24 protein-coding genes are annotated in these 24,266 nt (G+C 71.4%); 22 read left to right on the top strand and 2 right to left on the bottom strand.

The genetic code is table 11. The annotated features are described in order from the left end of the window. Positions 1–100: 100 nt before the first annotated feature. Positions 101–1,525 carry a S1C family serine protease gene (locus CU254_RS21955; RefSeq protein WP_009079471.1) on the top strand — a complete coding sequence of 475 codons (1,425 nt, stop codon included), beginning with the start codon at positions 101–103 and terminating at the stop codon, positions 1,523–1,525. 30 nt (positions 1,526–1,555) lie between these two features. Here CU254_RS21955 and CU254_RS21950 read toward each other — a convergent pair whose 3' ends face one another. Continuing rightward, on the bottom strand, positions 1,556–2,377 hold the full coding sequence (locus tag CU254_RS21950) for an oxidoreductase (RefSeq protein WP_009079469.1): 822 nt from the start codon (positions 2,375–2,377) through the stop codon (positions 1,556–1,558). A 79-nt stretch (positions 2,378–2,456) separates the two neighbouring features. Here CU254_RS21950 and CU254_RS21945 point away from each other — a divergent pair, with 79 nt between their 5' ends. The 4 genes from CU254_RS21945 (at position 2,457) to CU254_RS21930 (ending at position 7,047) form a co-directional block, all read left to right on the top strand. After that, positions 2,457–2,981: a MarR family winged helix-turn-helix transcriptional regulator gene (locus CU254_RS21945; RefSeq protein ID WP_009079467.1), complete on the top strand. Its 525-nt coding sequence runs from the start codon at positions 2,457–2,459 to the stop codon at positions 2,979–2,981. 62 nt (positions 2,982–3,043) lie between these two features. After that, complete coding sequence (locus CU254_RS21940) at positions 3,044–3,604, top strand: cysteine hydrolase family protein (RefSeq protein WP_009079466.1); 561 nt, start codon at positions 3,044–3,046, stop codon at positions 3,602–3,604. Between the two features lie 1,517 nt (positions 3,605–5,121). After that, on the top strand, positions 5,122–6,258 hold the full coding sequence (locus CU254_RS21935; RefSeq protein ID WP_199785951.1) for an acyltransferase: 1,137 nt from the start codon (positions 5,122–5,124) through the stop codon (positions 6,256–6,258). Between the two features lie 183 nt (positions 6,259–6,441). Then, positions 6,442–7,047: a DUF4097 family beta strand repeat-containing protein gene (locus CU254_RS21930; RefSeq protein ID WP_037714433.1), complete on the top strand. Its 606-nt coding sequence runs from the start codon at positions 6,442–6,444 to the stop codon at positions 7,045–7,047. A gap of 398 nt (positions 7,048–7,445) precedes the next feature. On the opposite strand, the gene CU254_RS21925 is transcribed toward CU254_RS21930, so the two are convergent. Then, positions 7,446–7,721: a YggT family protein gene (locus CU254_RS21925; protein ID WP_009079462.1), complete on the bottom strand. Its 276-nt coding sequence runs from the start codon at positions 7,719–7,721 to the stop codon at positions 7,446–7,448. Between the two features lie 146 nt (positions 7,722–7,867). Between CU254_RS21925 and CU254_RS21920 the strand changes: the two genes are divergently transcribed. From CU254_RS21920 to CU254_RS21850, 17 genes are all read left to right on the top strand, one after another. Next, a complete protein-coding gene (locus CU254_RS21920; RefSeq protein WP_037714430.1) occupies positions 7,868–9,568 on the top strand; it encodes an IlvD/Edd family dehydratase in 1,701 nt (566 codons plus the stop codon). Then, positions 9,568–10,401 carry a fumarylacetoacetate hydrolase family protein gene (locus tag CU254_RS21915; protein WP_009079460.1) on the top strand — a complete coding sequence of 278 codons (834 nt, stop codon included), beginning with the start codon at positions 9,568–9,570 and terminating at the stop codon, positions 10,399–10,401. The genes CU254_RS21920 and CU254_RS21915 overlap by 1 nt, the downstream gene beginning before the upstream one ends. An 87-nt stretch (positions 10,402–10,488) precedes the next feature. Next, the gene (locus CU254_RS21910) at positions 10,489–11,793 is read left to right on the top strand and encodes an alginate lyase family protein (protein ID WP_050788248.1); all 1,305 of its coding nucleotides are present in this window, start codon (positions 10,489–10,491) and stop codon (positions 11,791–11,793) included. A gap of 105 nt (positions 11,794–11,898) precedes the next feature. Further along, complete coding sequence (locus CU254_RS21905; RefSeq protein ID WP_009079458.1) at positions 11,899–12,183, top strand: isoamylase early set domain-containing protein; 285 nt, start codon at positions 11,899–11,901, stop codon at positions 12,181–12,183. Between the two features lie 177 nt (positions 12,184–12,360). Then, positions 12,361–12,489: a hypothetical protein gene (locus CU254_RS44655; protein WP_255409763.1), complete on the top strand. Its 129-nt coding sequence runs from the start codon at positions 12,361–12,363 to the stop codon at positions 12,487–12,489. A 100-nt stretch (positions 12,490–12,589) separates the two neighbouring features. Continuing rightward, entirely contained in the window at positions 12,590–13,204 is a 615-nt protein-coding gene (locus CU254_RS21900; protein ID WP_009079457.1) for a TetR/AcrR family transcriptional regulator, read from the top strand. 1 nt (position 13,205) lies between these two features. After that, a complete protein-coding gene (locus CU254_RS21895) occupies positions 13,206–13,868 on the top strand; it encodes an enoyl-CoA hydratase/isomerase family protein (protein ID WP_009079456.1) in 663 nt (220 codons plus the stop codon). A 125-nt stretch (positions 13,869–13,993) separates the two neighbouring features. After that, positions 13,994–14,461, top strand: a complete 468-nt coding sequence (locus tag CU254_RS21890) for a CrcB family protein (RefSeq protein WP_009079455.1) — start codon at positions 13,994–13,996, stop codon at positions 14,459–14,461. After that, the gene (gene crcB, locus CU254_RS21885) at positions 14,461–14,829 is read left to right on the top strand and encodes a fluoride efflux transporter CrcB (RefSeq protein ID WP_037714427.1); all 369 of its coding nucleotides are present in this window, start codon (positions 14,461–14,463) and stop codon (positions 14,827–14,829) included. Before CU254_RS21890 ends, crcB begins: the two co-directional genes overlap by 1 nt. Before the next feature lie 113 nt (positions 14,830–14,942). Beyond that, the gene (locus CU254_RS21880) at positions 14,943–16,268 is read left to right on the top strand and encodes a cytosine permease (protein WP_009079452.1); all 1,326 of its coding nucleotides are present in this window, start codon (positions 14,943–14,945) and stop codon (positions 16,266–16,268) included. Positions 16,269–16,295: 27 nt separating this feature from the next. Then, entirely contained in the window at positions 16,296–17,846 is a 1,551-nt protein-coding gene (locus CU254_RS21875; protein WP_009079451.1) for a hydantoinase/oxoprolinase N-terminal domain-containing protein, read from the top strand. A 3-nt stretch (positions 17,847–17,849) separates the two neighbouring features. Further along, a complete protein-coding gene (locus tag CU254_RS21870) occupies positions 17,850–18,932 on the top strand; it encodes a DUF917 domain-containing protein (RefSeq protein WP_009079449.1) in 1,083 nt (360 codons plus the stop codon). Further along, positions 18,929–20,023, top strand: coding sequence for a DUF917 domain-containing protein (locus CU254_RS43725; protein WP_009079447.1), 1,095 nt, complete (start codon positions 18,929–18,931; stop codon positions 20,021–20,023). The genes CU254_RS21870 and CU254_RS43725 overlap by 4 nt, the downstream gene beginning before the upstream one ends. After that, positions 20,020–20,739, top strand: a complete 720-nt coding sequence (locus tag CU254_RS43720) for an SDR family oxidoreductase (RefSeq protein ID WP_009079445.1) — start codon at positions 20,020–20,022, stop codon at positions 20,737–20,739. The genes CU254_RS43725 and CU254_RS43720 overlap by 4 nt, the downstream gene beginning before the upstream one ends. 14 nt (positions 20,740–20,753) lie before the next feature. Further along, entirely contained in the window at positions 20,754–21,824 is a 1,071-nt protein-coding gene (locus CU254_RS21860) for a DUF917 domain-containing protein (protein WP_037714424.1), read from the top strand. Then, on the top strand, positions 21,821–23,317 hold the full coding sequence (locus CU254_RS21855) for a PucR family transcriptional regulator (protein ID WP_037714421.1): 1,497 nt from the start codon (positions 21,821–21,823) through the stop codon (positions 23,315–23,317). Before CU254_RS21860 ends, CU254_RS21855 begins: the two co-directional genes overlap by 4 nt. A gap of 58 nt (positions 23,318–23,375) precedes the next feature. Further along, positions 23,376–24,233 carry a helix-turn-helix transcriptional regulator gene (locus CU254_RS21850; RefSeq protein WP_009079440.1) on the top strand — a complete coding sequence of 286 codons (858 nt, stop codon included), beginning with the start codon at positions 23,376–23,378 and terminating at the stop codon, positions 24,231–24,233. Positions 24,234–24,266 lie beyond the last annotated feature (33 nt).

Raw genomic sequence — 24,266 nt, 5'->3', positions numbered from 1 at the left:
GTCCGGGTCCACAGCTTCCGCACGGACGACGGCAAGGAAAATCTCAGGGAGCGGGTGTTTCCTGAGCTGGCGGAGGGGCTACGAGACGCAGGAGCGGACCATGAACGAGCAGGAGAGCGGCGGGCGCGACCAGGGACAACCCGGCTACGGCGGGCAGGCTTACCCGCCGGGAGCGGGGCAGCCGTACCAGCAGGGCTGGGCGCACTGGGGCACTCCGCCGCCCGGCGCCTACGGTCCCCAATACGCCGGTCAGCCCTATCCGACCCAGCAGTTCGACCAGCCGCGTTCGCGGCACCCGTTGCGGACGGCGGCCGTCACAGTCGGCGCGATCGCGTTGTCGGTCGCCGTCGGGCTCGGGGTGGGGCACTTCGTGTGGACGCCGTCCGCGCCGTCCGGCGTGTCGGGGAACCAGAACTTCGGCTCGATCGGCAACCAGACCAACCCGTCGAACACGGCGCTCGACCCGCAAGCGATCGCGAAGAAGGTCAGCGCGGGCATCGTCAACATCAACACCGAGCTGGGCTACCAGGGCGCGGCCGCGGCGGGCACCGGCATCGTGCTCACCCCCGACGGCGAGGTGCTCACGAACAACCACGTCGTCGAGGGCGCGACGAGCATCAAGGTCACCGACATCGGCAACGGCCAGACGTATCCCGCCTCCGTGCTCGGCTACGACCGCAGTCACGACGTCGCGGTGCTCAAGCTGGCCGCGGCGTCCGGGCTGGCGACGGAGACGCTCGGCGATTCGTCGTCGGTCAAGGTCGGCGACGCGGTCGTCGGGCTCGGCAACGCCGGAGGCGCCGGGGGAGCGCCGATCCCGGCCGGCGGGCGGGTGACCGCGCTGAACCAGTCGATCACCGCGTCCGACGAATCGAACAGCTCGTCCGAGCAGCTGAAGGACCTGATCCAGGTCGACGCGAACATCCAGTCCGGCGATTCCGGCGGCCCGCTCGTGAACGCGCAGGGCCAGGTCGTCGGCGTGGACACCGCGGCCTCGGCCGGATACCAGTTCAACGGCGGCGGACGGCGCGGGCACAGCGGGCTCGGCAACGGCTTCCCCGGCGACAACTCCCAGGGCGGCTCACAAGGCGACGGCTCCCAGGGCAACGGCTCCCAGGGCAACGGCTCCCAGGGTTCCGGCGGGCACGAGGGCTACGCGATCCCGATCAACCAGGCGATCTCCCTCGCGCACCAGATCGTCGGCGGCACCGGCTCCGACACTGTCCACATCGGAAAGAGCGCGTTCCTCGGCGTGACCGTCAGCGATGCCGGGCAGCAGCAGGGCGGAACCGGTTCGGGCGCGGCGATCCAGCAGGTCGTCCCGGACGGCGCGGCCGCGCAAGCTGGCCTGGCCGCCGGCGACGTGATCACCGCGGTGGACGGCAAAGCGGTCGATTCGCCCACCGCGCTGACCGCCCTGATGGACCAGCACCACCCCGGCGACAAGCTGACGGTGACTTTCCTCGATCAGACCGGTCAGCAGCAGAACGCGACGGTCGTGCCCGCCGACGGGCCCGTCGGCTGACCCCGGGTTTGTCCGGACGGCTGAAGGTGTTCAGTCGTCCGGATAACGCGTGTCCAGCGAAACCTCCTCCCACGCCGCGAGATCGGCGAGCTGTTGTTCGAGCTTCGCCCGGATCCGGGTCACCGCCTCGGGTCCGAGCGGCAGCCGCAGCGGCGAGTCCGGAGTGTCGACCAGTTTGACAATGGCCTCGGCGGCTTTCCTCGGATCGTTCGGCTGCGCGCCGTCCTGTGCGGAAAACCGTTGGCGCATCAGGCCTGCCGGGGTGTCTTTGTAGTCGTCGATGGGCTCGGAGAACGTCATCGACCGCCCGGCGAAGTCCGTCCGGAACGGCCCCGGTTCCACCAGGCTGACCCGGATCCCGAGCGGCGCGACCTCCCCGGCGAGCGCCTCGGACATCCCTTCCAGCGCGAACTTCGACGTCGCGTACAACGCGTGCCCCGGGTTCCCGACCACCCCGCCGACCGACGACAGCTGCACGATGTGCCCGCTGCGCTGCGCCCGCAGATGCGGCAGCACCGCGCGCGTGACGTTGAGAACGCCGAAGACGTTGGTCTCGAGCACCTGCCGCGCCTGCGCGTCGGTCAGTTCCTCCAGCGCCCCGACCAGCCCGTGTCCCGCGTTGTTGACCAGCACGTCGATCCGCCCGTACTCGCCGATCGCCGCGGCCACTGCCGCCTCCACCGACGCCGGATCCGTCACGTCCAGCCGAGCGGTGAACGTCTCCAACCCTTCGAGTGCGCTCGTGTCGCGAGCCGTGGCCACGACCTTTTCGCCGCGCGCCAGCACGGTTTCCGCGAGCACGCGGCCGAACCCGCTGCTCGCTCCCGTGATGAACCAGACGCGTCCGGGCATGCGGACCTCCCCAGGAGCAGTTATCTTGATACTCAAATCAAACTACCTTGAGCTTCGAGGGAGTGTCCAGTTGGACTCAGTGGGAGCGGACCTGCCCGAATGGCTGGCCGTGATGCCGGACGGCGTGGACGAGCAGGTCGAAGCGGCGCGGCAGCGAATCGGACGGCTGTCGCGGCAGTTCGAGCAGGTGCTCCGCGACGTCGCGGAGGAATACGGCTTCAGCACGGGGGATTGGCAAGCCCTGTCGGCGCTGCACCGCTCAGGCCGCGCCGCCGTGCTCACACCGAAGGAACTGGGCGACCGGCTGGGCGTCACCTCCGGCACCGTCACGGTCCGCATCGACCGCCTGGAGCGCGCGGGCCTGGTGGAACGCGTAACCGGTTCCGCGGACGGCCGCAGCCGCCCGATCCGCTTGACCCGCAAAGGCCGCGCCCGCTGGGCCGCCGCGACCCGGAAACGCACGGAACGAGAGCAGGCCCTGTTCACGTCCGTGCTGAACGACGACGATCTCGCTGTGCTGAACGCTCTCCTGTCCCGCGTGCTGACCCGCTTCGAAACCGAGTTCGGCCCGTCCTCCGCGCACGATGCACTTCGCCCGGAGTGACTTCGCCGTTTTTTGTCGGTGGTGGGCGCTAGCGTGAGCGGCACCTGACTGGAGGGAAGACCATGACCACTCTCAAGGACCGGCCTAACACCGCACTGCTGGTCGTCGATGTGCAAACGGGCGTCGTCGCCGACGCGCACGAACGGGACAGCGTCGTGGCGAACGTCGCCGCCTTGGTGGACAAAGCCCGGGAGGCCGAGGTCCCCGTCGTGTGGGTGCGGCACCACGACAAGGATCTGGCGAAGGACAGCCCGGAATGGGAACTGGTCCCGGAGCTGAAGCCCTTGCCCGCGGAGCCCTTGGTGGAGAAGTCCTACGGCGACTCGTTCGAAGAAACCACCCTGGAATCGGTGCTCGCCGACCTCGGCGTGGGACACCTGGTGGTCAGCGGAGCCCAGACGGACGCCTGCATCCGCTCCACCCTGCACGGCGCCTTCGCCCGAGGCTACGACGCGACCTTAGTGAGCGACGCCCACACGACCGACGACCTCACCAACTGGGGCGCGCCGCCGCCCGCACAGGTCATCGCTCACACGAACCTGTACTGGACCCACCAAACCGCCCCCGGCCGGACGGCGGGCACGGTGGCCACGAAGGAGGTCGCCTTCAAGCGCGGGTCGTGAGCCCGTCCGGTCGTGAGCCCGGTCTGGTCGCGCGCCCGTCGCCCCTGGTCGTGAGACCGTCGCCGGGAGCCGGGAGCCGGGAGCCGGGAGCCGGGAGCCGGGAGCCGGGAGCCGGGAGCCGGGAGCCGGGAGCCATGTCCGGAGGCGCTGAGCCACGCGGGGAGGCGGACGGCGCGTGGCGGGGAGGTGCCGAGCCGCGGGGGCGTGAGCTGGGAGCCGGTAGCCGGAAGCCATGCGCGGAGGCGCTGAGCCACGCGGGGAGGCGGACGGCGCGTGGCGGGGAGGTGCCGAGCCGCGGGGGCGTGAGCTGGGAGCCGGTAGCCGGAAGCCATGCGCGGAGGCGCTGAGCCACGCGGGGAGGCGGACGGCGCGTGGCGGGGAGGTGCCGAGCCGCGGGGGCGTGAGCTGGGAGCCGGTAGCCGGAAGCCATGCGCGGAGGCGCTGAGCCACGCGGGGAGCCGGACGGCGCGCGGCGGGAAGGTGCCGAGTCGCGCGGGGGTCGGCGTGAGCTGGGCGTCGGGGGCGGGATGGTGCTCTGCGGGGAGGCTCCGAGTCGCGCGGGGGTCGGCGTGAGCTGGGCGCCGGGAGCGGGATGGTGCTCTGCCGGGAGGCGCCGAGCCGCGCGAAGGTTGGCGTGAGCGGGAGCCGGACGGTGTGCTGCGCAGAGGCACCGAGCCGCGCGGGTCGCCGGGAACCTGGTACGCAGCCCGGAAGTCCGGAGCCGGGCGGCGCGTTGCCCGGAGGCGCCGAGCCAGGGAGGTCGACGGGAGCTGCGCGCCGTCCGGGAGTGGGTGGGCTGCGCGGGTCAGGAGCCTGGAGTTCCGCTCGTCGCGCTGCCCGGATGCGCCGGGCTGCGTGAACCGGCCCGGATGCGGGAGCCCTGGACCCGGAGACCACACGCCGGAAGCGAGGCGGCAAGGAACCGGACGGCACGCTTCGCGGATGGGCGAGCCTCGTGAGTCGGCTCGGAGTGGGGAGCGGGAGCTGCGGTGTCCCGGAGTGGGTGCGCTGCTCGACGGCCGAGCGTCGTGCTGGCCGGAGGCGGCAAACGGGGCGGGCCGCCGTGAACCTGCCGCAGCCGGGAAGCCGGGCGGGGAGGCCAGGGGGGTGGCTTGCCCATGCGGTGCTGACGAGGACTCGCGCCGAGCGAGGGGGCGTGGCGTGCCGTCGTGCGGGAGCGGCTCCACCCAGAGTCGTTCGCCGCGGCCCCACCGGACCGATTCAGCCGCAACAACAGACCCGGCCACGACCTCGTCCACCGGAACCGAGCAAGCGTTCGTCCGTCACATCCACCGGGTGAATCCTCGCTGCCCCAACCTAAAACCTCTCACTCGCCGGAACCCCGCACCAGCAGCCGACACCGCCAACCCCGGCAGAAACCCTCTGCCACCACGGCTTTCCCCGGAACCAGCCCGCGCACCGAGCCGCGAAACCGCGCCCTGTACCGGAAATGTCCCGCGCGCCGCGCCCCAGGGTGCCTCCCCGCGACGGTAACCCGACCAGTTACGGTGACCCGCGTGTCCTCGTTCCGTCCGGTGAGCGTGTCTTCGGGGAACCGGCGGATCAGCTGGGACCTCGTGCGCGGTGGGTGCGTCGTGCTGGTGCTGCTGTACCACGCGACCTACATGAGCGTCGTCGTGCACCCGGAACTGGGGCCGCGGCGGTTCGTGTTCCCGCATCAGATCGGGGCGAGCCTGCTGCTCGTGATCTCCGCGTACTTCGCCGCCGTCACGATCGGGCGCGGGGCGCTCGGCCGGTACTGGTGGGGGAGGATCGCGCGGTTGCTGCCGCCGTTCCTCGCCGCCGTCGTGGCGATCTACTTCGCGCTGCGGTACCTGTCGCCGCCCGGCTGGTTCGGCCCCCGCTTCGGCGACCTCGCCGCCAACCTCCTGATGCTCTGGAACTGGAAACCCGCCGAGTTTCCCTTCCTCGACGGCTCCCACTGGACGATTCCCCTCCAGCTCATGGCGTTCACCGTCGCCGCGCTGCTCTACCGGAGCAGCTGGGGCCACGGCCGCAAGTTCCGGATCGTGATGTGGGCCGCCCTGCTCGTCCCGCTCGCGCAGTGGCCGCTGCGCGTCGCCGGTCCGCCCGAGTGGTATCGCGTCGTCGTCGACGGGTTCGGATTCCACCGCTGGCACCTGTTCGTCGCGGGCATCGCGGTCCGGCTCTGGGCGACGAAACGCCTTTCCACCGCGGAATTCGTGCTGCTGGAAGTCCTGTGCGTCACCGCGCACGCGCTGCACGGCGCGGCCGTCACCCCCGCCGGGATCAAGGTCGAATGGGGCTCGACGATCGGCATCGCGATCGGGATCGCGGTCATCTCGCTCGCCGCGGCGGGCCCGGACTGGAACCGCTTCCTCCCGTCGTTCGTCCAGCGCGCGATCACCTGGTTCGCCGGCATCTCCTACGGCGTCTTCCTGATCCACCAGGCCATCGGCTACCTCGTGCTGCACTGGCTGTCCGGCCTCGGCGTCGACCCGCTGCTGCAGACCGCGGGCATGATCGCCGCCGGCGTCGTCCTCGGCTGGGCGCTCACCCGCTTGGTCGAACGCCCCGCCCACCGCTTCCTCATGCGCGGCTACGACTCCTGGACCGCCCGCCGCCGCCCCGACGGCGAACCGTCCCCGGTCGCCGCCGGGAAGCCCGGCTGACGGACAACCCTGACAGATGTCCGGGACATCCCCGATGCCCGGCGGCTGAGCACGGCCATAACGTGAAAGTCCGGCTTCAAGAGAAGAGGACGAAACGTGCGAAGTGGTCGGTTGGCCGTGGCTGGTGTCCTGGCAGTGAGCGTCTCGGCATGCCAGCTCCCCGTGCAACACGACGGGGATTCCGTGTCGCTCTGGCAAAACACCGTGAAGGACACGTCGACGCTCGCCGGTTCGGCGACGGCGATCAAGATCGACAGCCCCGCCGGATACGTGCGGCTGCGTTCCGGCGGCGCCCGCGACTCGATCACCGTCGAGCGCGAGATCCGTTACCAAGGGACGAAACCGGACGGCGTCTGGCATCGCTTGAGCGGTCCGACGCTCGAACTCGGCGGGTCGTGCGGAGCCCAGTGCGTCGTCTCCTACACCGTGACCTTGCCCGACCGGGCCGCGGTGACCGGGAAGATGGGAGCGGGCGAGTTCGACGCGGCGAAGGTCAGTTCGCTGGACCTGACGATGTCCGCGGGAAAGGTCTCGGTCCAGGATTCGGCCGGGCCGGTCAAGGCGGTGACCTCCGTCGGAGAAGTGGACATCGCCCTGAGCGCGCCCGCGGACGCCACCATCAGGACCGACGTGGGCGCCGTTTCCCTCGCCGTCCCGGGCACGGACTACGCGGTTTCGGCGAAGACCGCGGTCGGCGAGCGCAGCGGCACGCTCCCGGACCGGCAGGCCGGCGCGCACCGGATCGACGTCAGCTCCAGCGCCGGGGAAATCCGGGTCGATTCCCGCTGATCCGGCTCCGCCGCACCCGGGCAACCGGGAAGGGGGTGCGGCGGCTCGGCCCCGGATTCGGAGCGCGGTGACTGGGGAGTGGGTTCGGTGCGAACCGGGGCGCGCCGTGATTCGGTTGGGCGCAGGGCGAGATCGTCGGGGAGTTGGTGCGGGCGCCGGGCCCGGAACTAGTTCGAGGCGGCGGGAACGCGTTCATGCTCCGGCCCGAAGTCGGAGCGAAGCAACAGGGGGTGGGGGCGGTGGGAACCTGAGGCGATCGGCCGCGGTGAACACCGCGGCCGATCGCCTCGACAGGAAAGCCAGCGTCGACGCCCGTACTCCCGACCGCCACGCCACCTGCCCGCGTCACTCCACAATGGACACCCAACGCCCAGGAAAGTCCCCGCCGCGAGCACCCCTCACAGCGCGAACGCGACAGACCGCACCACCAGCGCCGCGATGAAGACCACCGTGAACGCCAGGTCGATCCCCACCCCGCCGGCGCGGATCGGCGGCAGCACCCGGCGCACCGGGGCGATCACCGGCTCGGTCGCGCGGTGGCTGATCCGCCGCGCCTGGCCGAGCCACGCGGGCCCGGTCGCGACCAGGCGCGTCCAGTCCAGGACCATCCGCACCACCAGCACCACGACGAACACGGTCAGGACGTACCCGACCAGGGTCCCGATCAGGCTCATCGCACACCTCGCTTTTCCGGCGACATTCTCACCCCTCCCAACGTCCGGCGCCCCCGCGAAGTGTCCGGTTCACCGGAATTCTCAGCCGATTGCCAGGATCCGCGCGATCGGGTATCGAGGAAGGCTCCGGAGAAGGGAGCGGCGGAGTGCGCAGTGCGGCGTGGTTCGGGGCGTCCGGCCGGGCGGGGATGATCCACCGCTCGTGGATGCGGTCCCAGGGCTTCGGCCCGGAGGTGTTCGACGGCCGCCCGGTGATCGGGATCGCGGTGAGCGCTTCCGAGCTGGCCCCGTGCAACGTCCACCTCGACCGCGTCGCCGAGGCGGTCAAGCGCGGCGTCTGGCAGGCGGGCGGCCTCCCGCTCGCGTTCCCGACGATGGCGACCGGCGAAACGCTCATGCGCCCCACCGCGATGCTCTACCGCAACCTGATGGCGATGGAGGTCGAGGAGCTGATCCGCGCCAACCCGCTCGACGGCGTCGTCCTCCTTTCCGGCTGTGACAAGACGACCCCGGCGATGCTGATGGGCGCGGCGAGCGTCGACCTGCCCGCGGTGATGGTGACCGGCGGCCCGATGCTCAACGGCAAGTTCCGCGGCGGCGACGTCGGCTCGGGCACGCACGTCTGGAAATTCGAGGAAGAAGTCAAAGCCGGCCGGATGACCGAGGAGGAGTGCTTCTTCGCCGAGGGCTGCATGGCCCGCTCGAACGGCCACTGCATGACCATGGGCACCGCGTCGACGATGGCCTGTCTAGCCGAAGCGCTCGGCATGCAGCTGCCCGGTTCGGCAACCTGGCCCGCGGTCGACGCGCGGCGCTTCGAAACCGCGCAGGCGGCCGGTCAGCGGATTGTCGCGATGGTCGAGGAAAACCTGCGTCCGTCCGACATCCTGACCCGCGAGGCGTTCGAAAACGCGATCCGCGTCAACGCGGCGATCGGCGGGTCCACCAACGCGATCGTGCACCTTCTCGCGCTGGCCGGGCGCGTCGGCGTCCCGCTCGCCATGAACGACTTCGACGAGCTGGGCCGCGCTGTTCCCACCTTGGTGAACCTGATGCCCTCGGGCGGGTTCCTGATGGAGGATTTCTGTTACGCGGGCGGCGTTCCGGTGGTCCTGAGCAGGCTCGCCGAAGCCGGGCTCCTGCACGCCGACGTCCGCACGGTCACCGGCAAGCCGAGAGAACCCGCGGAGTGCTGGAACGACGAGGTAATCACGACCGTCGAGGCGCCGTTCCAGCCGCCCGGCACCGGAACCGCTGTGCTCACCGGGAATCTCGCCCCGGACGGTGCGGTGCTGAAGCAGTCGGCCGCGTCGCCGGAACTGCTCACGCACACCGGCCCGGCGCTCGTCTTCGACACCGCGGAGGAGTACCACCGCGTGGCCGACGACCCGGACCTGCCGGTCACCCCCGACACGATCCTGGTGATCCGCGGCGCGGGTCCCAAGGGCTACCCGGGGATGCCGGAGGTGGCGAACGTCCCGGTGCCGAAAGAGCTGCTCGCACAAGGGATCACCGACGTGGTGCGGATCTGCGACGGCCGGATGTCCGGCACCGGCTACGGCACGGTCGTGCTGCACGTGAGCCCGGAATCGGCGGTCGGCGGCCCGCTCGCGCTCGTCCGCACCGGCGACCGGATCACGCTCGACACCCCGGCCCGCCGGCTGACCCTGCACGTGCCCGACGAGGAACTCGCCGCCCGCCGCGCGGCATGGACGCCGCCGGAAAGCCCGTACCGCAGCGGATACACCTGGCTCTACCGCGAGCACGTCACCCAGGCCCACCTCGGCGCGGACTTCGATTTCCTGCACGGCACCCGCGGTTCCGCCGTGCCGAGGGATTCGCACTGATGCGCCGCCTCGCGAAAACCGCCGCGGGCTGGCGGGTCACCGACGGCGAGTCCACCGGCGCGCTCCCGCCTGGCACCACGCTCGGCTCCCTCCTGGCCCGGCCCGCCACCGAATTCGCCACGGCGCTGGCGATCGAGCTGACGCCAGGGGAGCCGGGCGACCTGCGCGCACCGGTCGACGACGACACCGAGGTGTGGGCCGCCGGAGTCACCTACGAGGTGTCGCGCGAGGCGCGGATGGAGGAAAGCGGCGACGCCGACGTCTACGCGCGGGTCTACGAGGCGGAACGGCCGGAGCTGTTCTTCAAGAGCGTCGGGCACCGCGTCCGGGGGCCGGGCGAGCCGATCGGCGTGCGCGAGGATTCCGCTTGGGACGTTCCCGAGCCCGAATTGGCGTTGGTGTGCAACGCGTTTGGGGAGATCGTCGGCTACACGATCGTCAACGACGTGAGTTCGCGCAGCATCGAAGGCGAGAACCCGCTGTACCTGCCGCAGGCCAAGACGTACCGCGGCTCGTGCGCGGCCGGGCCGTGGATCGTGCCCGCGAACGAGGTCCCGGACCCGTACGCGCTCGGCATCGCGGTGTCGATCCATCGCGCCGGAGCACTGCTCTGGTCAGGGGAGACGTCCACTGCGCGGCTGCACCGGCGGCTCACCGAGCTGGTCGGGTGGCTCTATCGCGGCGACGTTTTCCCGCGCGGCGCCGTCCTGGCCACCGGTACATCGGCGGTTCCCGGCCCGGACGTCACGCTCGAGGCGGACGACGAGGTCACCATCATGATCGAGGGCATCGGCACCCTCCGGAACCCGGTCCGCCGCGGCCGCTCCGCCTGACCTCCTCTTGACGCGGCCGCACGCGCTCGGCTATTCAATCTCAGTTCACATATCTGTGGAGTATTCATATTCTTGAACGGAGTTGCGGTGCTGCCTCCTTCCCGGTCTTCCCGTCCGCGTCGTCTCGCGGCGGTTCTCGCGACGGTCGCGGGGCTGCTCGCGACCACTGCCGGAGCGGCGACCGCCGCGCCCGCGCCGAGGTCCTGCTCTTTTATCTGCGTGCCGGACACCGTCGTGCTCGACGGCGTGCACCTGGCAGGCAACAAAATCGGCCTGATGGCCGGGAACCCGACGCTGCGCACGGCGTTGTCGAATCTGCTGAAGCAGGCCGACGACGCGCTGACGAAGGGTCCGTGGACGGTCGTCGACAAGGAGCGCGTCCCGCCGAGCGGCGACAAGCACGACTATCTGAGCCTCGCGCCGTACTACTGGCCCAGTCAGCCGAAAACGCCGGAAAACCCGCAGGGCTGCCCGTACGTCGACCGCGACGGCCAGGTCAACCCCGAGATGAAGAACGTGCCGGACAAGGCCGAGCGGCTCGTCGCGTTCAACTCGATCTACCAGCTCTCGCTCGCCTGGTACTACACCGGCAAGGCCGAATACGCCCAGCGCGCCGCGCTCGATCTGCGCACCTGGTTCCTCGACGCGGCGACGAAAATGAACCCGAACCTGAACTTCGCGCAGGGCATCCCGTGCAAGACCGACGGGCGGGGGATCGGCATCATCGAGTTCTCCTACACCTTCACCCAGGTCCTCGACGCCGCCCGGATCCTCGACGCGGGCGCGCCCGGCTGGACGAAGGCCGACGGCAAGGCGTTCCGCGGCTGGTCGGCCGATTTCCTCACCTGGTTGCGCACCAGCAAGAACGGCACCGACGAGGCCAAGGCGACCAACAACCACGGCACCTTCTACGACCTGCTCACGGCAGCGACCGCGAGCTACGTCGGCCAGCGGGACCTCGCCCGGCAGATCGTCCGCGATTCCGGCAGGGCCCGGATCGACCGCCAGATCGCCGCGGACGGCGGCCAGCCCGAGGAATCGACCCGCACGCGGACGTACCACTACCACACGTTCAACCTGGTCGCGCTGACCCGGCTCGCGCAGCTGGGCAAGCACCTGGGCGTCGACCTGTGGGCCTACCGGAACCCGCAGGGCGGCAGCATTTTCGCCGCCGTCGACCACCTGCTCCCGGCGGCCACCGGCGCCGCGCCCTGGCCGTTGCCGGACATCCACTTCATCCAGTACGCCGCCCTCGACAGCGTGCACGCCGCGGCTGACGCGGGGGACCGGAAGGCCCGCGCCGCGGTCGGCCGCATCCCGGTCCCGCCCGGCGGCGACCTGTTCCCGGTGCGCCCGGCGGCCGAGCAGCTGGACGACGTTTCCACCACCTGACCCCGGTTTTCACCCGGACGCGGCACCCGCCGCGTCCGGGTTTCCGGCGGCGGTCGTGGAACGATTCAGAACGACCGATTCGCCGGAACGGGAAAGGGAAACGCCGTGATCAAGACCAGCCGGAGCAACGGCTCCGGGGCCCGGCGGGTGACGTTCGTCCTGCCGCTCGACACCCCGCCCGGCCCGGTGAGCGTGGTCGGCGACTTCAACGACTGGCAGCCCGGACGCCACGAACTCCGCAAACGCTCGAACGGCACGCGCTCGGCCGCGGTGGAGGTCCCGCCGGGCGCCCGGCTCCGCTTCCGCTACCTGGCCGAAGGCGGCCGCTGGCTGGACGACCCGGACGCGACGGCCCGCGACGGGCACGACTGTCTTTACATCGCGGACTGACCCAGCCCTGGCGAGGCGCGTGCGGTCGCGGCGAAATGCGGCTCGGTTTCGCGGGCGGGGCGGGAATCGCGCCCTGTCCGGCGAACGGGCGAGGGGCCGAGAATCGCCCTGGGGCTTCCCACGGTCCGGGCGACAGGCGCACGACGCGCCTCGTCGGTCACCGATCCGGGCGCACGCGTGGAGGTTTTCTCGCTGCCGGACAACGCTTCCGGCAGTGAATGCCCGTCCGGAACGACGCTGCGCACCGGCGAGTGGCTGCGCCGCGGGCAGCAGGCGAACGGCGCGGCGGCTCGTGGGCGGTCGTGAGTGCTGATGCCGGTTCTAACCGGCATCAGCACTCACGAGACCTGAGTCGCACATCACCCCGCCCTGGTTTTGGAGCACGTGCTCCATTACCCTCGCATCCATGCCCCGCCCCCGGATCCACGACCCCGAGCTGATCCTCGACGTCGCCGAGCGCCTCATCGCCGCCATCGGCCCCGAAGCGCTCACCGTCCGGCGGCTCGCGCAGGAAGCGGGCGTCCCGAACAGCACGATCTACCACTCCTTCACCAACCTCCCCGCCCTGATCGGCCGGACCTGGCTCCGCGCCGCCACCTTCTTCCTCGACGAACAAGAGCGGCTGGTCGACGCAGCCGCCGACCCGGTCGAAGCGGTGGTCGCGGCAGCCGGCACCCCCGCCGTGATCGCCGACGTCCGTCCGGACGCCGCGCGGATGATGATCGCCATTCCGGCAAAACGCGTGCTGGGGCCGCACTTGCCCGAAGATGTCGCGGAAGCCTTGCACGCCTTGGACAAACGCCTCGTCCGCCTCCTCGTCCGGCTGGCCAGGCAGCTCTGGAACCGCGGCGACGGAACAGCCGTCGAGGTCATCACCGCCTGCGTCGTCGACCTGCCGACCGCCCTGCTCCGCCGCGAACTCGCCACCGGACCCGCCAGCGGGGAAAGCCGGGAACGGCTGGCCGCGGCGGTCCGCGCCATCCTCGCCCTCGACCCACCGCGAATGTCCAGAAAGGACTGAAATGCCCACTCTTACCACCGCCGGTCCGGTCCACGTGCTCGACTTCGGCTCCGACGAAAACCGGTTCGCCCCCACGTGGCTGGAGGAAGTCCACGCCCATCTCGACACCGTGACCGCGGGCAAGGAGCCGTCCGCGCTCGTCACGATCGGCAGCGGCAAGTACTACTCCAACGGCCTCGACCTCGACTGGCTCACCAGCCATCCCGACGAGGCGGGCAAGTACGTCACGAGCATCCACGAACTCCTCGCCCGCGTGCTCGCGCTGCCGGTCCCGACCGTCGCCGCGGTCAACGGACACGCCTTCGGCGGCGGCGCGATGCTCGCCATGGCCCACGATTTCCGCGTGATGCGCGAGGATCGCGGCTACTTCTGCTTCCCCGAAGCCGACCTCAACCTCCCGTTCACCCCGGGCATGGCCGCGCTCGTCCAGGCGAAGCTGACCCCGTCCGCCGCGATCGCGTCGATGACCACCGGCAGCCGTTTCGGCGGTCCGCAAGCGAAAGCGCTCGGGTTGGTCGACGCGACCGCTCCGCTGGAGACCCTGCGGACGGCGGCGACAGAACGAGTCGCCCCGCTGGCGGGCAAGGACCGCGGCACGCTCGGCGCGATCAAGTCCACTATGTTCGGTCCGGCGCTGACCGCGTTGCGGGAGGCGGGGAACTGATCGAGTAAGCTCGGGTACGCGGCGGTGGGGCTCGCCGCTCCGGGAATCTCCCGGACAACCGCGGCCTACGCCGCCAACAGTCCCTACTCGACCGGTGGCCCCTGCCCGTGGAGTAGGAGAAGACTGTGCCCGAAGAACCTCTCGACCCGGATGTCGACCTCCGGGATCCCGCGCAGCAACGCGAACTCGTCCGGCACCACGTGTCGGTGCTCGGCGTGATCGCGCTCGGCGGCGGGCTCGGCGCGCTGGCCCGCTACGGCCTCGCCCAGGCCCTGCCCGCCGCGCCCGGCGGCTTCCCGTGGGCGACCTTCTGGACGAACGTCGCCGGCTGCTTCCTCATCGGCGTGCTGATGGTGCTGGTCACCGAGGCGTGGTCGGCGCACCGGCTCGTGCGGCCGTTCCTCGGCGTCGGCATCCTCGGCGGGTTCACCACGTTCTCCACGTACGCGGTCGAAGCGCGCAACCTGCTCCGGCCGGACACCGTGCCGCTCGCCTTCGGCTACCTCGGCGGGACGCTCGTCGCCGCGCTGCTGGCCGTCCTGCTGGGACACGCGATCACCCGCAAGCTGGTCCCGGTGGAGGTGGCTGCCTGATGACCGCCCTCCTCGTCTTCCTCGGCGCCGCGGTCGGAGCGCCGATGCGGTACCTGACCGACCGGGCCGTCCAGTCCCGGCACCAGAGCCTGTTCCCGTGGGGCACGTTCACCGTCAACCTGGTCGGCTGTGTCCTGCTCGGTGGGCTCGCCGGCGCCGGGACCGCGCTGCCCGCGGCCGTCTACTCGCTGCTCGGCACCGGATTCTGCGGCGCGCTGACGACCTACAGCACGTTCAGCTACGAAACCGTCCGGCTGGTCGAGCGCCGGGCGTACTTCCCCGCGGCGGCGAACGTGGTCGTCAGCGTCGCGGCGGGCGTCGGCGCGGCAGCGTTCGCCTACGAGGCTGTCCACGCCTTGATCAGCTGAGAGTGCGACATGCACTGCCGCATGATCCCGGTTGTGCGGATTGCACGGTGACCCCGCCGGAGCCGCTGCTTACGGTGCTGGGAACCCGTTCCCCTCCCGGATAGGAGGTCGCCATGGCCTCGGCTGTCGGTGTCGACGATTACGCGCTGACCAGGGTGCCCGATTCCGCCCGTTACTCCTGGTGGTCGGTCGCTGTGCAGCGGTTCGGCCAGGTTTCCGCGCTGTCGCAGTTCCTGCTCGGCGCCACGATCGGCTTCGGGATGACCTTCTGGAACGCCGTGCTGGCGTTCACGCTCGGCTCGGTCATCCTCGAACTGATCACCGTCCTCGTCGGCGTGATCGGGGTCCGCGAGGGCCTCACCACGTCGATGATCGCGCGCTGGACCGGCTTCGGCCGCGGCGGTTCCGCGCTCATCGGGCTGGCCATCGGGATCAGCCTGATCGGCTGGTTCGGCATCCAGTCCGCGGTGTCCGCGCAAGGCCTCGCCGCGCTGGTCGGCGGCCTGCCGGAATGGGGCTGGGCGCTCGTGTTCGGCCTGGTGGTGACCGCGATCGTGGTCCGCGGCTTCCATTCGATGGCGTGGACGGCGTACCTGATGGTGCCCGCGTTCCTGATCCTGGTCGGCTGGTCGGTGGTCTCCGAACTGACCCGGCACGACCTCGGCGCGCTCGTCGCGTCGGCGCCGCCGGGTCCGCCGCTGTCCCTGCTGCAGGGCACGACGCTGGTCGCGGGCGGGTTCATCGTCGGCGCGGTGATCACGCCGGACATGACCCGGTTCAACCGCACCACCGGCGACGTCGTCAAGCAGACGCTCGTCGGCGTCACGCTCGGCGAGTACGTGATCGGCCTGGCCGGCGTGCTGCTCGCGCACGCGGTCGGCACGGCGCAGATCACCACGATCGTCACGTCGTCGGTCGGCTGGGTCGGGCTGCTGATCGTCATCGCGGGCACGATGAAGATCAACGACTGGAACCTGTACTCGTCCGGGCTCGGCGTCGTGAACTTCATCGGCACCGTCTCCGGGAAACGGGCGCACCGCGGCCTGGTCACCGCCGTGCTCGGCGTGGTGGGCAGCGTGCTCGCCGCGGCCGGGATCCTCTCGAAGTTCACCGATTTCCTGACCGTGCTCGGGGTCGCGTTCCCGCCCATCGCCGGGATCATGGTGGCCGAGTACTTCGTGGTGAAGCAGTGGCGCGGCGACCTGGAGGAGGCGCGGGCGCGGGGCGCGGTGCCCACCGCCGCGCCGGTGTGGGTGCCCGCGACGATCGTCGTCTGGATCGCCGCCGCGTTGTTCGGCGAGTTCGTGGACTGGGGCCTGCCCAGCATCAACTCGCTCGTCGTCGCTTTCGTTCTGTACGTGGCCGCCGGGAAGCTCGGCCTGGTCCGCGGGTTCGGCAAGAGCGCCACCGCGGACGCCGAACCGGCCCCGGCCGCCTGATTCCCTTACCTGGAAGGAGATTTCTTCGTGCGCATCGGCATCGACGTCGGCGGAACCAACACCGACGCGGTCCTGCTGGACGGCCGCGAGGTGCTCGCCTCGATCAAGACCAGCACCACCGAGGACGTCACCTCGGGCATCGTCGCCGCGATCGCCGGACTGCAGCGGCAAAGGGCGTTCGACCCGGCCGCGGTGCGGGCGGTGATGATCGGCACCACGCACTTCATCAACGCGCTCGTCGAGGCGCACCGGCTGGCCCCGACCGCGGCGGTGCGGCTCAGCCTGCCCGCCGGCGCGTCGCTGCCGCCGATGGTGGACTGGCCGCAGCGGCTGGTCGACGCGGTGTCCGGGCGCAGCTACCTGGTGCACGGCGGCCACGAGTTCGACGGACGGCACATCGCCGAACTGGACGAGAGCGAACTGCGCAAGGCCGCCGACGACATGGGCTCCGCCGGGGTCCGCAGCGTCGCCATCACGTCGGTGTTCTCGCCGGTGAACGCGGAGTTCGAGGCGCGGGCGGCGGAGATCATCGCGTCGCAGCTGCCGGACGTCGCGATCTCGCTGTCCCACGAAATCGGCCGGATCGGCTTGCTGGAGCGGGAAAACGCGACCGTCATCAACGCCGCGCTGCGCGAGCTGGCGGCGCACATCGTGGACGGGCTGGCCGCGTCGGTCACCGGTGCGGGCATCACCGCTCCGCTCTACCTGAGCCAGAACGACGGCACGCTGATGGACGTCGACTTCGCCCGCCGCTACCCGGTCGCGACCTTCGCGTCCGGCCCGACGAACTCGATGCGCGGCGCGGCAGTGCTGTCCGGTTTGGACACTTGCGCGGTGGTCGACGTCGGCGGCACCACCAGTGACGTCGGCGTGCTGCGGCAGGGTTTCCCGCGCGAGGCGACCACCGATGTGAGCGTGGCCGGGATCCGCACGAACTTCCGCATGCCGGACGTCCTTTCGATCGGCATCGGCGGCGGCAGCCGGGTCCGCGGCGACGCGGCCGGCGTGACCGTCGGACCGGATTCCGTCGGCTACGAGCTGACCTCGAAGGCGCTCGTGTTCGGCGGAGACACCTTGACCGCCACGGACATCGCGGTCGCCGCCGGACGCGCCGAGATCGGCGACCCGGCGCTGGTCGCGCACCTCGACCGGGACTTCGTGAAGGCGGCGCTGGACCGGATCGCGGCGGACGTTTCCGACGTCGTGGACCGGATGCGCACGTCGTCCGAGCCGCTTCCGGTGGTCGCGGTCGGCGGCGGTTCGGTGCTGCTGCCGGACGAGCTGGCCGGGTCCGGCGAGGTCCGCCGGCCGGACCACTACGCGGTCGCCAACGCGATCGGCGCGGCGATCGCGCAGATCGGCGGCGAGGTCGACCGGGTGTACGTGATCGAGCCCGGCCGGCGCGAGGCGGTGGTGGACGAGGCGAAGCAGGAGGCGGTCGACCGCGCGGTCGCCGCCGGGGCGAGCCCGGCGTCCGTCGGCATCGTCGACTTCGACGAGGTGCCGATCCCGTACCTGCCCGGCAACGCCACCCGGATCCGGGTCAAGGCGGTCGGCGACCTGCAGCTGGGGGCGTGAACGATGGCTGAGATCAAGTCCGAGATCACCGAGAAGGACCTGGACGACATCGCGCGCGGCGCGGCGATCCTCGGCACCGGCGGCGGGGGAGACCCGTACATCGGCCGGTTGCTGGCGCATTCCGCGGTCCGCGAGCACGGTTCGGTGCCGCTGGTGAAACTGTCCGAACTGGCCGACGACGCCGTGGTGCTGCCGGTCGCGATGATGGGCGCGCCGACGGTGATGGTGGAGAAACTGCCGTCCGCCGAACAGGTCGGGCTCGCCGCCCGGACGCTGGCCACGTACCTGGGCAAGGAACTCACGCACATCGCCTGCGCCGAAGCGGGCGGCGTGAACTCGCTGATCCCGGTCGTCGCGGCGGCGCAGCTGGGCCTGCCGCTGGTGGACGCGGACGGCATGGGCCGCGCGTTCCCGGAACTGCAGATGGTTTTGCCGACCCTGTACGGAATCCGCGCGACCCCGATGTCCATTGCGGACGAGAAGGGCAACCGCGGCGTACTGGACACTGTGGACAATCGCTGGGCGGAGCGGCTGGCCCGGTCGGCGACCATCGACATGGGTTGTTCGGCGATGATCAGCAACTACGCGATGTCCGGCGCGCAGGCCCGGGAATCGATGGTGCCCGGCACGCTGACCCTCTGCGCGGAACTCGGCGCGCTCGTGCGGCGGGCCCGGGACGAGCACGAGAACCCGGTGGACCGCGTCGTGGAGCGGCTGCGCGGCCGGACGCTGTTCAGCGGCAAGGTCGTCGACGTCGCCCGTCGCACCGTCACCGGCTTCGCGCGCGGCGAGGCCCGGCTGTCCGGAATGGACGGGGACATCGGGACGGAAATGCTGCTGCGCTTCCAGAACGAGCATCTGGTGGCCGAAGTGGACGGTGAGGTGCGCGCTTCGGTGCCGGACCTCATCTGTACGCTTGACCGCGAGTCCGGCGAGGCCGTCACCACCGAGGGCCTGCGCTACGGCCAGCGGGTCACCGTGATCGCGGCCCCGGCGGACCCGCGCTGGCACACTCCGGAAGGCATCGCGCTCGCCGGTCCGCGGTACTTCGGCTACGACCTGGACCCGATCGGGGTCGCCGGATGAGCTGGACCCTGACCGAGGACCACCTCGAAGACCTCGCCCGCGGCGCGGCTGTCCTCGGCACCGGTGGCGGCGGCGATCCGTACGTCGGACGGCTGCTGGTGCGCGAGGCGATCCGCGAGCACGGACCGGTCACCGTGCTCGATCCGGACGACCTGGACGACGACGCCCTCGTCATCCCGACCGCGCAGATGGGCGCGCCGACCGTCGTGCACGAGAAGCTCCCGAACGGCGCCGAGCCCGAACTCGCCTTGCGGGCGCTGGAAAAGCACCTCGGCGCGAAGGCCGACGCGACGATGCCGATCGAATGCGGCGGGATCAACTCGATGATCCCGCTGGTCGTCGGCGCGCGGCTCGGGCTGCCGGTGGTCGACGCCGACGGCATGGGCCGGGCGTTCCCGGAACTGCAGATGGAGACGTTCGGCGTGTACGGAGTCCCCGGTTCGCCGATGGGCATCGCCGGGGAGCGCGGCGAGACCGCGGTGATCGACACCGGGGCCGACAACCGGCGGATGGAATGGCTGGCGCGCGGGGTCACCATCCGGCTCGGCGGCGTCGCGCACATCGCCGAGTACTCGATGAGCGGCGCGGACGTGAAGCGCACGGCCGTGCCTCGGACGCTCTCGCTCGCGCTGAGCGCCGGCCGGGCGATCCGCCTTGCCCGCGAAGGGAATGCCGATCCGGTGGCGGCGTTGGCGACGGCGCTCGGCGACACGTTGTACTCGCATCTGCGGGTGTTGTTCCGCGGCAAAGTGTCCGATGTGGAACGCCGGACCGAAGAAGGGTTCGCCCGCGGACGCGCCGCGGCGGTGTCTTTCGACGGCGAGCACAAGCTGGAAATCCTGTTCCAGAACGAAAACCTGGTCGCACTGGTCGACAGCGAGGTCCGCTGCCTGGTCCCGGACCTGATCTGCGTGCTGGAGGCGGAGTCCGCCGAACCGATCACCACCGAAACGCTGCGCTTCGGCCAGCGGGTCACGGTGGTCGGGATCTCGACGCCGCCGCTCATGCGCACCCCGGAAGCGCTGGCCACGTTCGGCCCGGCGGCGTTCGGGCTGGCGCACGATTTCGTCCCCGTGGAGGTGGTTTCGTGAGTCCGCTCGACGGCCGGGTCGTCGTGATCCTCGGCGGCGGGTCCGGGATCGGGCTGGAGGTCGCCCGGCGCGCGACGGCGGCGGGCGCGCTCGTCCACTTGGGCGGCCGGTCCGGCGACAAACTGCGCGCGGCGGCGGCGGAACTGGGCCCGACCGCGACCTGGCAGGCCGTGGACACCACCGACCAGGCGTCGCTGGCCGAGTTCTTCGGCGCGCTGGAGCGGGTCGACCACCTGTTCACGCCCGCCGCGTCCTACACCGTCGGCCCGATGCGGGACCTCAGCGACGAGGAGGCGGAAAGCCCGTTCGTCACGAAGTTCTGGGGCCAGTACCACGCGGTGAAGCACGCCGCGCCGAAGCTGGCGGACGACGCGTCGGTGGTGCTGATGTCGGGTGTGGCGAGCGTGCGCCCGCCCGCCGCGGCCCCGGCGTACATCGCGTGCAACGCGGCGATCGAGGGGCTCGGCCGCGGGCTCGCGGTGGAACTGGCCCCGGTCCGGGTGAACGTCGTGTCGCCGGGCACGATCGACGGGAACCTGTGGGCCGGGCGTCCGGCAGCCGCGCGGGAGGCGAGTTTCGCGCAGTACCGCGCGGACACGCTGCTGCACCGCGTCGGCCGGGAGTCCGAAGTGGCCGATGCCGTGCTGTACCTGTTCACCAGCACCTACACCACCGGCTCGACGCTGTATCCGGACGGCGGGTACAGCTTCCGCTGATACGCTGACCAGCCATGCGCATCACCGCCGCGGACGTGCCGGCACTCGAACGCGGCGTCGCGCTGCTCGGGTCCGGCGGGGGCGGGGACACCGTCACCGCGGCGGTGCTGCTGCGGCGGCTGACCGAATCCGGGCGCGAACCCGTCGTGCACCCGGTCGCGGACCTGCCGCCGGACACCCTGGTGGTTCCGGTCGGCATCGTCGGCGCGACGGCCGCCTTCGCCGAAAAGCTGCCCAGCGGCGACGAGTTCGCTTCCGCGATCAAGGCGATCGAACGCTGGACCGGCGAGCGCGCGCAGGCCTTGATGACCATCGAGATCGGCGGGCTCAACGGCCTGCTCCCGCTGGTCGTCGCCCAGGAACTGGGGCTGCCGTGCGTGGACGCGGACCTGTCCGGACGCGGCCTGCCGCGGCTCGACCAGCTCTCGGTCGCCGCGACCGGCCGCGGCGTCGCTCCGGCCGCGATGGCCGAACCCGGCGGCCGCGTGGTGGTGCTCGCCGCCGCGGCGGCCGCGGTCGTCGAAAGCGGGATCCGCGCGTTCCTGGCCAGCTCCGGCGGCTGGGCGGCGATCGCGCTGGCCCCGATCCCGGCCGGCGAACTGGCCGAGCACACCGTGCTCGGCACGACGAGCGAGGCGCTCGCCCTCGGCGCCCGCGTGCTCGCCGCGGGGGAGAGCCCCGACCTCGCGGCCTTGGAAACCGCCCTCGACGGCCGGGTCCTCGCGCGCGGCCGCGTGCTGGAGGTGTCGCGGCACATCGGCCCCGGACAACACGGCCACCCCGGCTTCGGCCGCGGTTCGGCGACGTTGACCGACCACCGCGACGGCGCGTTGCTGCGGCTGGAAATGGAGAACGAGTACCTGCTCGCGTTGCGGGACGGGCTGCCGGTGGCGTCCACTCCGGACGTGCTGTCGGTGCTCGACCGCCGCACCGGCGTCCCGCTGCAGTGCGACGCGATCCGCGCCGGGGTGGAGGTGGACGTCGTGTGCCTTGCCGCTTCGCCGTTCTGGACCGACCCGAGACGTCGTCCGCTGCTGGAACCGCGCGCGTACGGAATCGACTGCGATCCGGTGGCAGTCCCGTGATTCTCCGTCAGCTGCTCGCTCTGCCGTCGTGGGCCGATCCGGTCCGGGTGTGTTCCGGCGAGTCTGGTTTGGACCGTCCACTCAGTACAGTCAAGGCCGCGCTGGACGCTTCCGGTACGCCCGCTCCCGGCGAGCTGGTGGTGGTCCTGCGTCCGCTCGGTTCCGACTGGCAGATCGACGCCCTCCTGCGCCGCTGCGCCGACGCCCAGGCCGCTGGAGTCCTGCTCCCCGGCCCCGAACCGCTTGCCGCGTCCCGGCTTCTGGCCGAACGGCTGTCGGTGCCGCTGCTGGTCACCTCCGCCGATCCGCTCGACCTGCTCGTGGACGCCCGCCTCGCGCTGGCGGCCCCGGACATCGACCGGGCCGACGCGGTGCTCGCCGCGCACCGGGCGCTGGGGGAGCGGTTGCGTCCGCCCGAGGAAATCGTGACCGTGCTGCGGCGGTTGCTGGACGCTCCGGTCGCCGTCCTCGACGACCGCGGCGAGGTGCTTGCCGGAGAACTCGCCGAGGCCGCCCGCGTACGAGTGCACGAGCCGGTCCCGCAACGCGTCGCCCTCGCCGACGGTGTTCTGCTCGCGCATCCCGCCGTGCTGCCGCAGCCGTCGGTCTGGCTGGCCGCCGAGCTGACCGGCGCGAAGGCCCCGCGCGCGGACGTCGTCGCCGCGACGCTGGCCGTCGCCGCCGGTGCCGTGCAGCGCTGGTTGCTGGCCCACCGCCTGGAACTGGAACGCGACGCCCGTTCTCGCTCCGCGCTGCTGGGCGACCTGTTGCGGCAAGACACCGAACCCGGGGCCGACCTGCGCCGGCGCGCGGCTGACGCGGGCTGGCGACTCGGCGGCTGGCACGTCGGCCTGCGCATCGGCGTGCCCGCGGACGTCGACACGGTTTCCCGCACGCAGGAGGTCGTGCGCGCGCTACGAGCCGAGTCGATCGACGCGGTGACCGTCGAACACGGCGAAGGCTGGACCGGCTGGGTCACCTTCGAACAAGAACCGACCGCGGAACGGGTGCGGGCGTTGTCCGCACGGCTGCGCGCCGTGCACCACAACCTGCGCCGCACCCTCGACGCGCACCTCGGCGTCGGCCGCCCGCACGCCGACGGTCTCACCGCGACAGTCGCCGAAGCCACCGACGCTGCCCGCCTCGCCGCGACCCGCCCGGAGACCGGGCACTTCCTGCACGTGGACCAGCTCGGCATGGCCCAGCTGCTGCTGGAATGGACCCGGACAGACACGTTCGAGCCCGCTGCGCGCGCGTTGCTCGCTCCGTTGGTCTCGGTGCCCGGGGACTTGATCCGCACCCTCGCGGCGTACCTGGACGCGGAGTCTTCGCTGGCCGAAACCGCGACTGTGCTGGGAATCCACCGGAACACCGTGGCCGCGCGGATCAGCCGGATCGAGCAGCTGCTGCACGTCGACCTGTCGCGTCCGGACGAGCGGCTGGCTCTGCATCTCGCCGCTCGCGCGGTGATCCTCGCCCGGTCCGCTGAGTAGTACTGGCAGGGCCAGCTACCGCCTTGGTGATCGACTGCGCGGAAGGCAGACTCGAGGCATGGGCAAGAACGACCTGGGCGATTTCCTGCGGGCCCGCCGCGCCGGGCTGAAGCCGGACGAGATCGGTCTTCCGGCCGGGTCCGAGGCCGGTCGGCGGGTGTCCGGCCTGCGCCGCAGCGAGGTCGCGCAGCTGGCCGGGGTGAGCACCGAGTACTACACCCGGCTGGAACAAGGCCGGGCCCGGCAGCCGTCGGAGCAGGTGCTGCACGCCCTCTGCGACGCGCTGCGGTTCGACGACATCGAGCGGCGGCATCTGTTCGCTCTCGCGGGCGCCTCCGCCGAGCGCCTGGACCGGGCCGAGCCTTCGTCCCGGTTGCGTCCGGCGCTGCGGCAGGTGCTGGACTCGATGGAGCTGGCGTCGGCGTTCGTGAGCGACCAGAACCTCACGGTCGTCGGCGGGAACGCGTTGTGGGCCTTGCTGTTTCCCGACGTGGCCGACCTGCCGCGGCGGGAACGCAGCATGGCGCGCTGGACCCTGCTGGATCCCCGGGCCCGCCTGGTGTGGCGGGACTGGGAACGCGTCGCCCGCGATTACGTGCACGGGTTGCGGCGGGCCGCGGCCGCGCAGCCGCGGAACCAGCACATCGCCAACCTGATCGGCGAGCTGATGATGCGGTCGCCCGAGTTCCCGGCGTGGTGGTCGGAACACCGCGTCCAGGAACGCAGCACCGGCCTGAAACGCCTGCGCCATCCGGTCGCCGGGGATCTGGAACTGCAGTACGAGATCTTCACCTCGGTCGCCGACCCGGGCCAGTCGATGGTCGTCTACAGCGCTCCGGCCGGTTCGCCCTCGCAGGAACGGTTGCGGCTGCTGGCCAGCTGGGGCCGCGAACCCGCGCCCGCCGCCGAGTCCTGACTTTCACCCACCATCCGGCCCCGCCGCATCCGC

Origin of the sequence: Amycolatopsis sp. AA4, assembly GCF_002796545.1 — a bacterium.
In the GTDB taxonomy this organism is placed as follows: Bacteria; Actinomycetota; Actinomycetes; order Mycobacteriales; family Pseudonocardiaceae; genus Amycolatopsis.
Note: the sequence above shows the minus strand (reverse complement) of the source record. Positions and strands in the feature narration are given on the sequence as shown.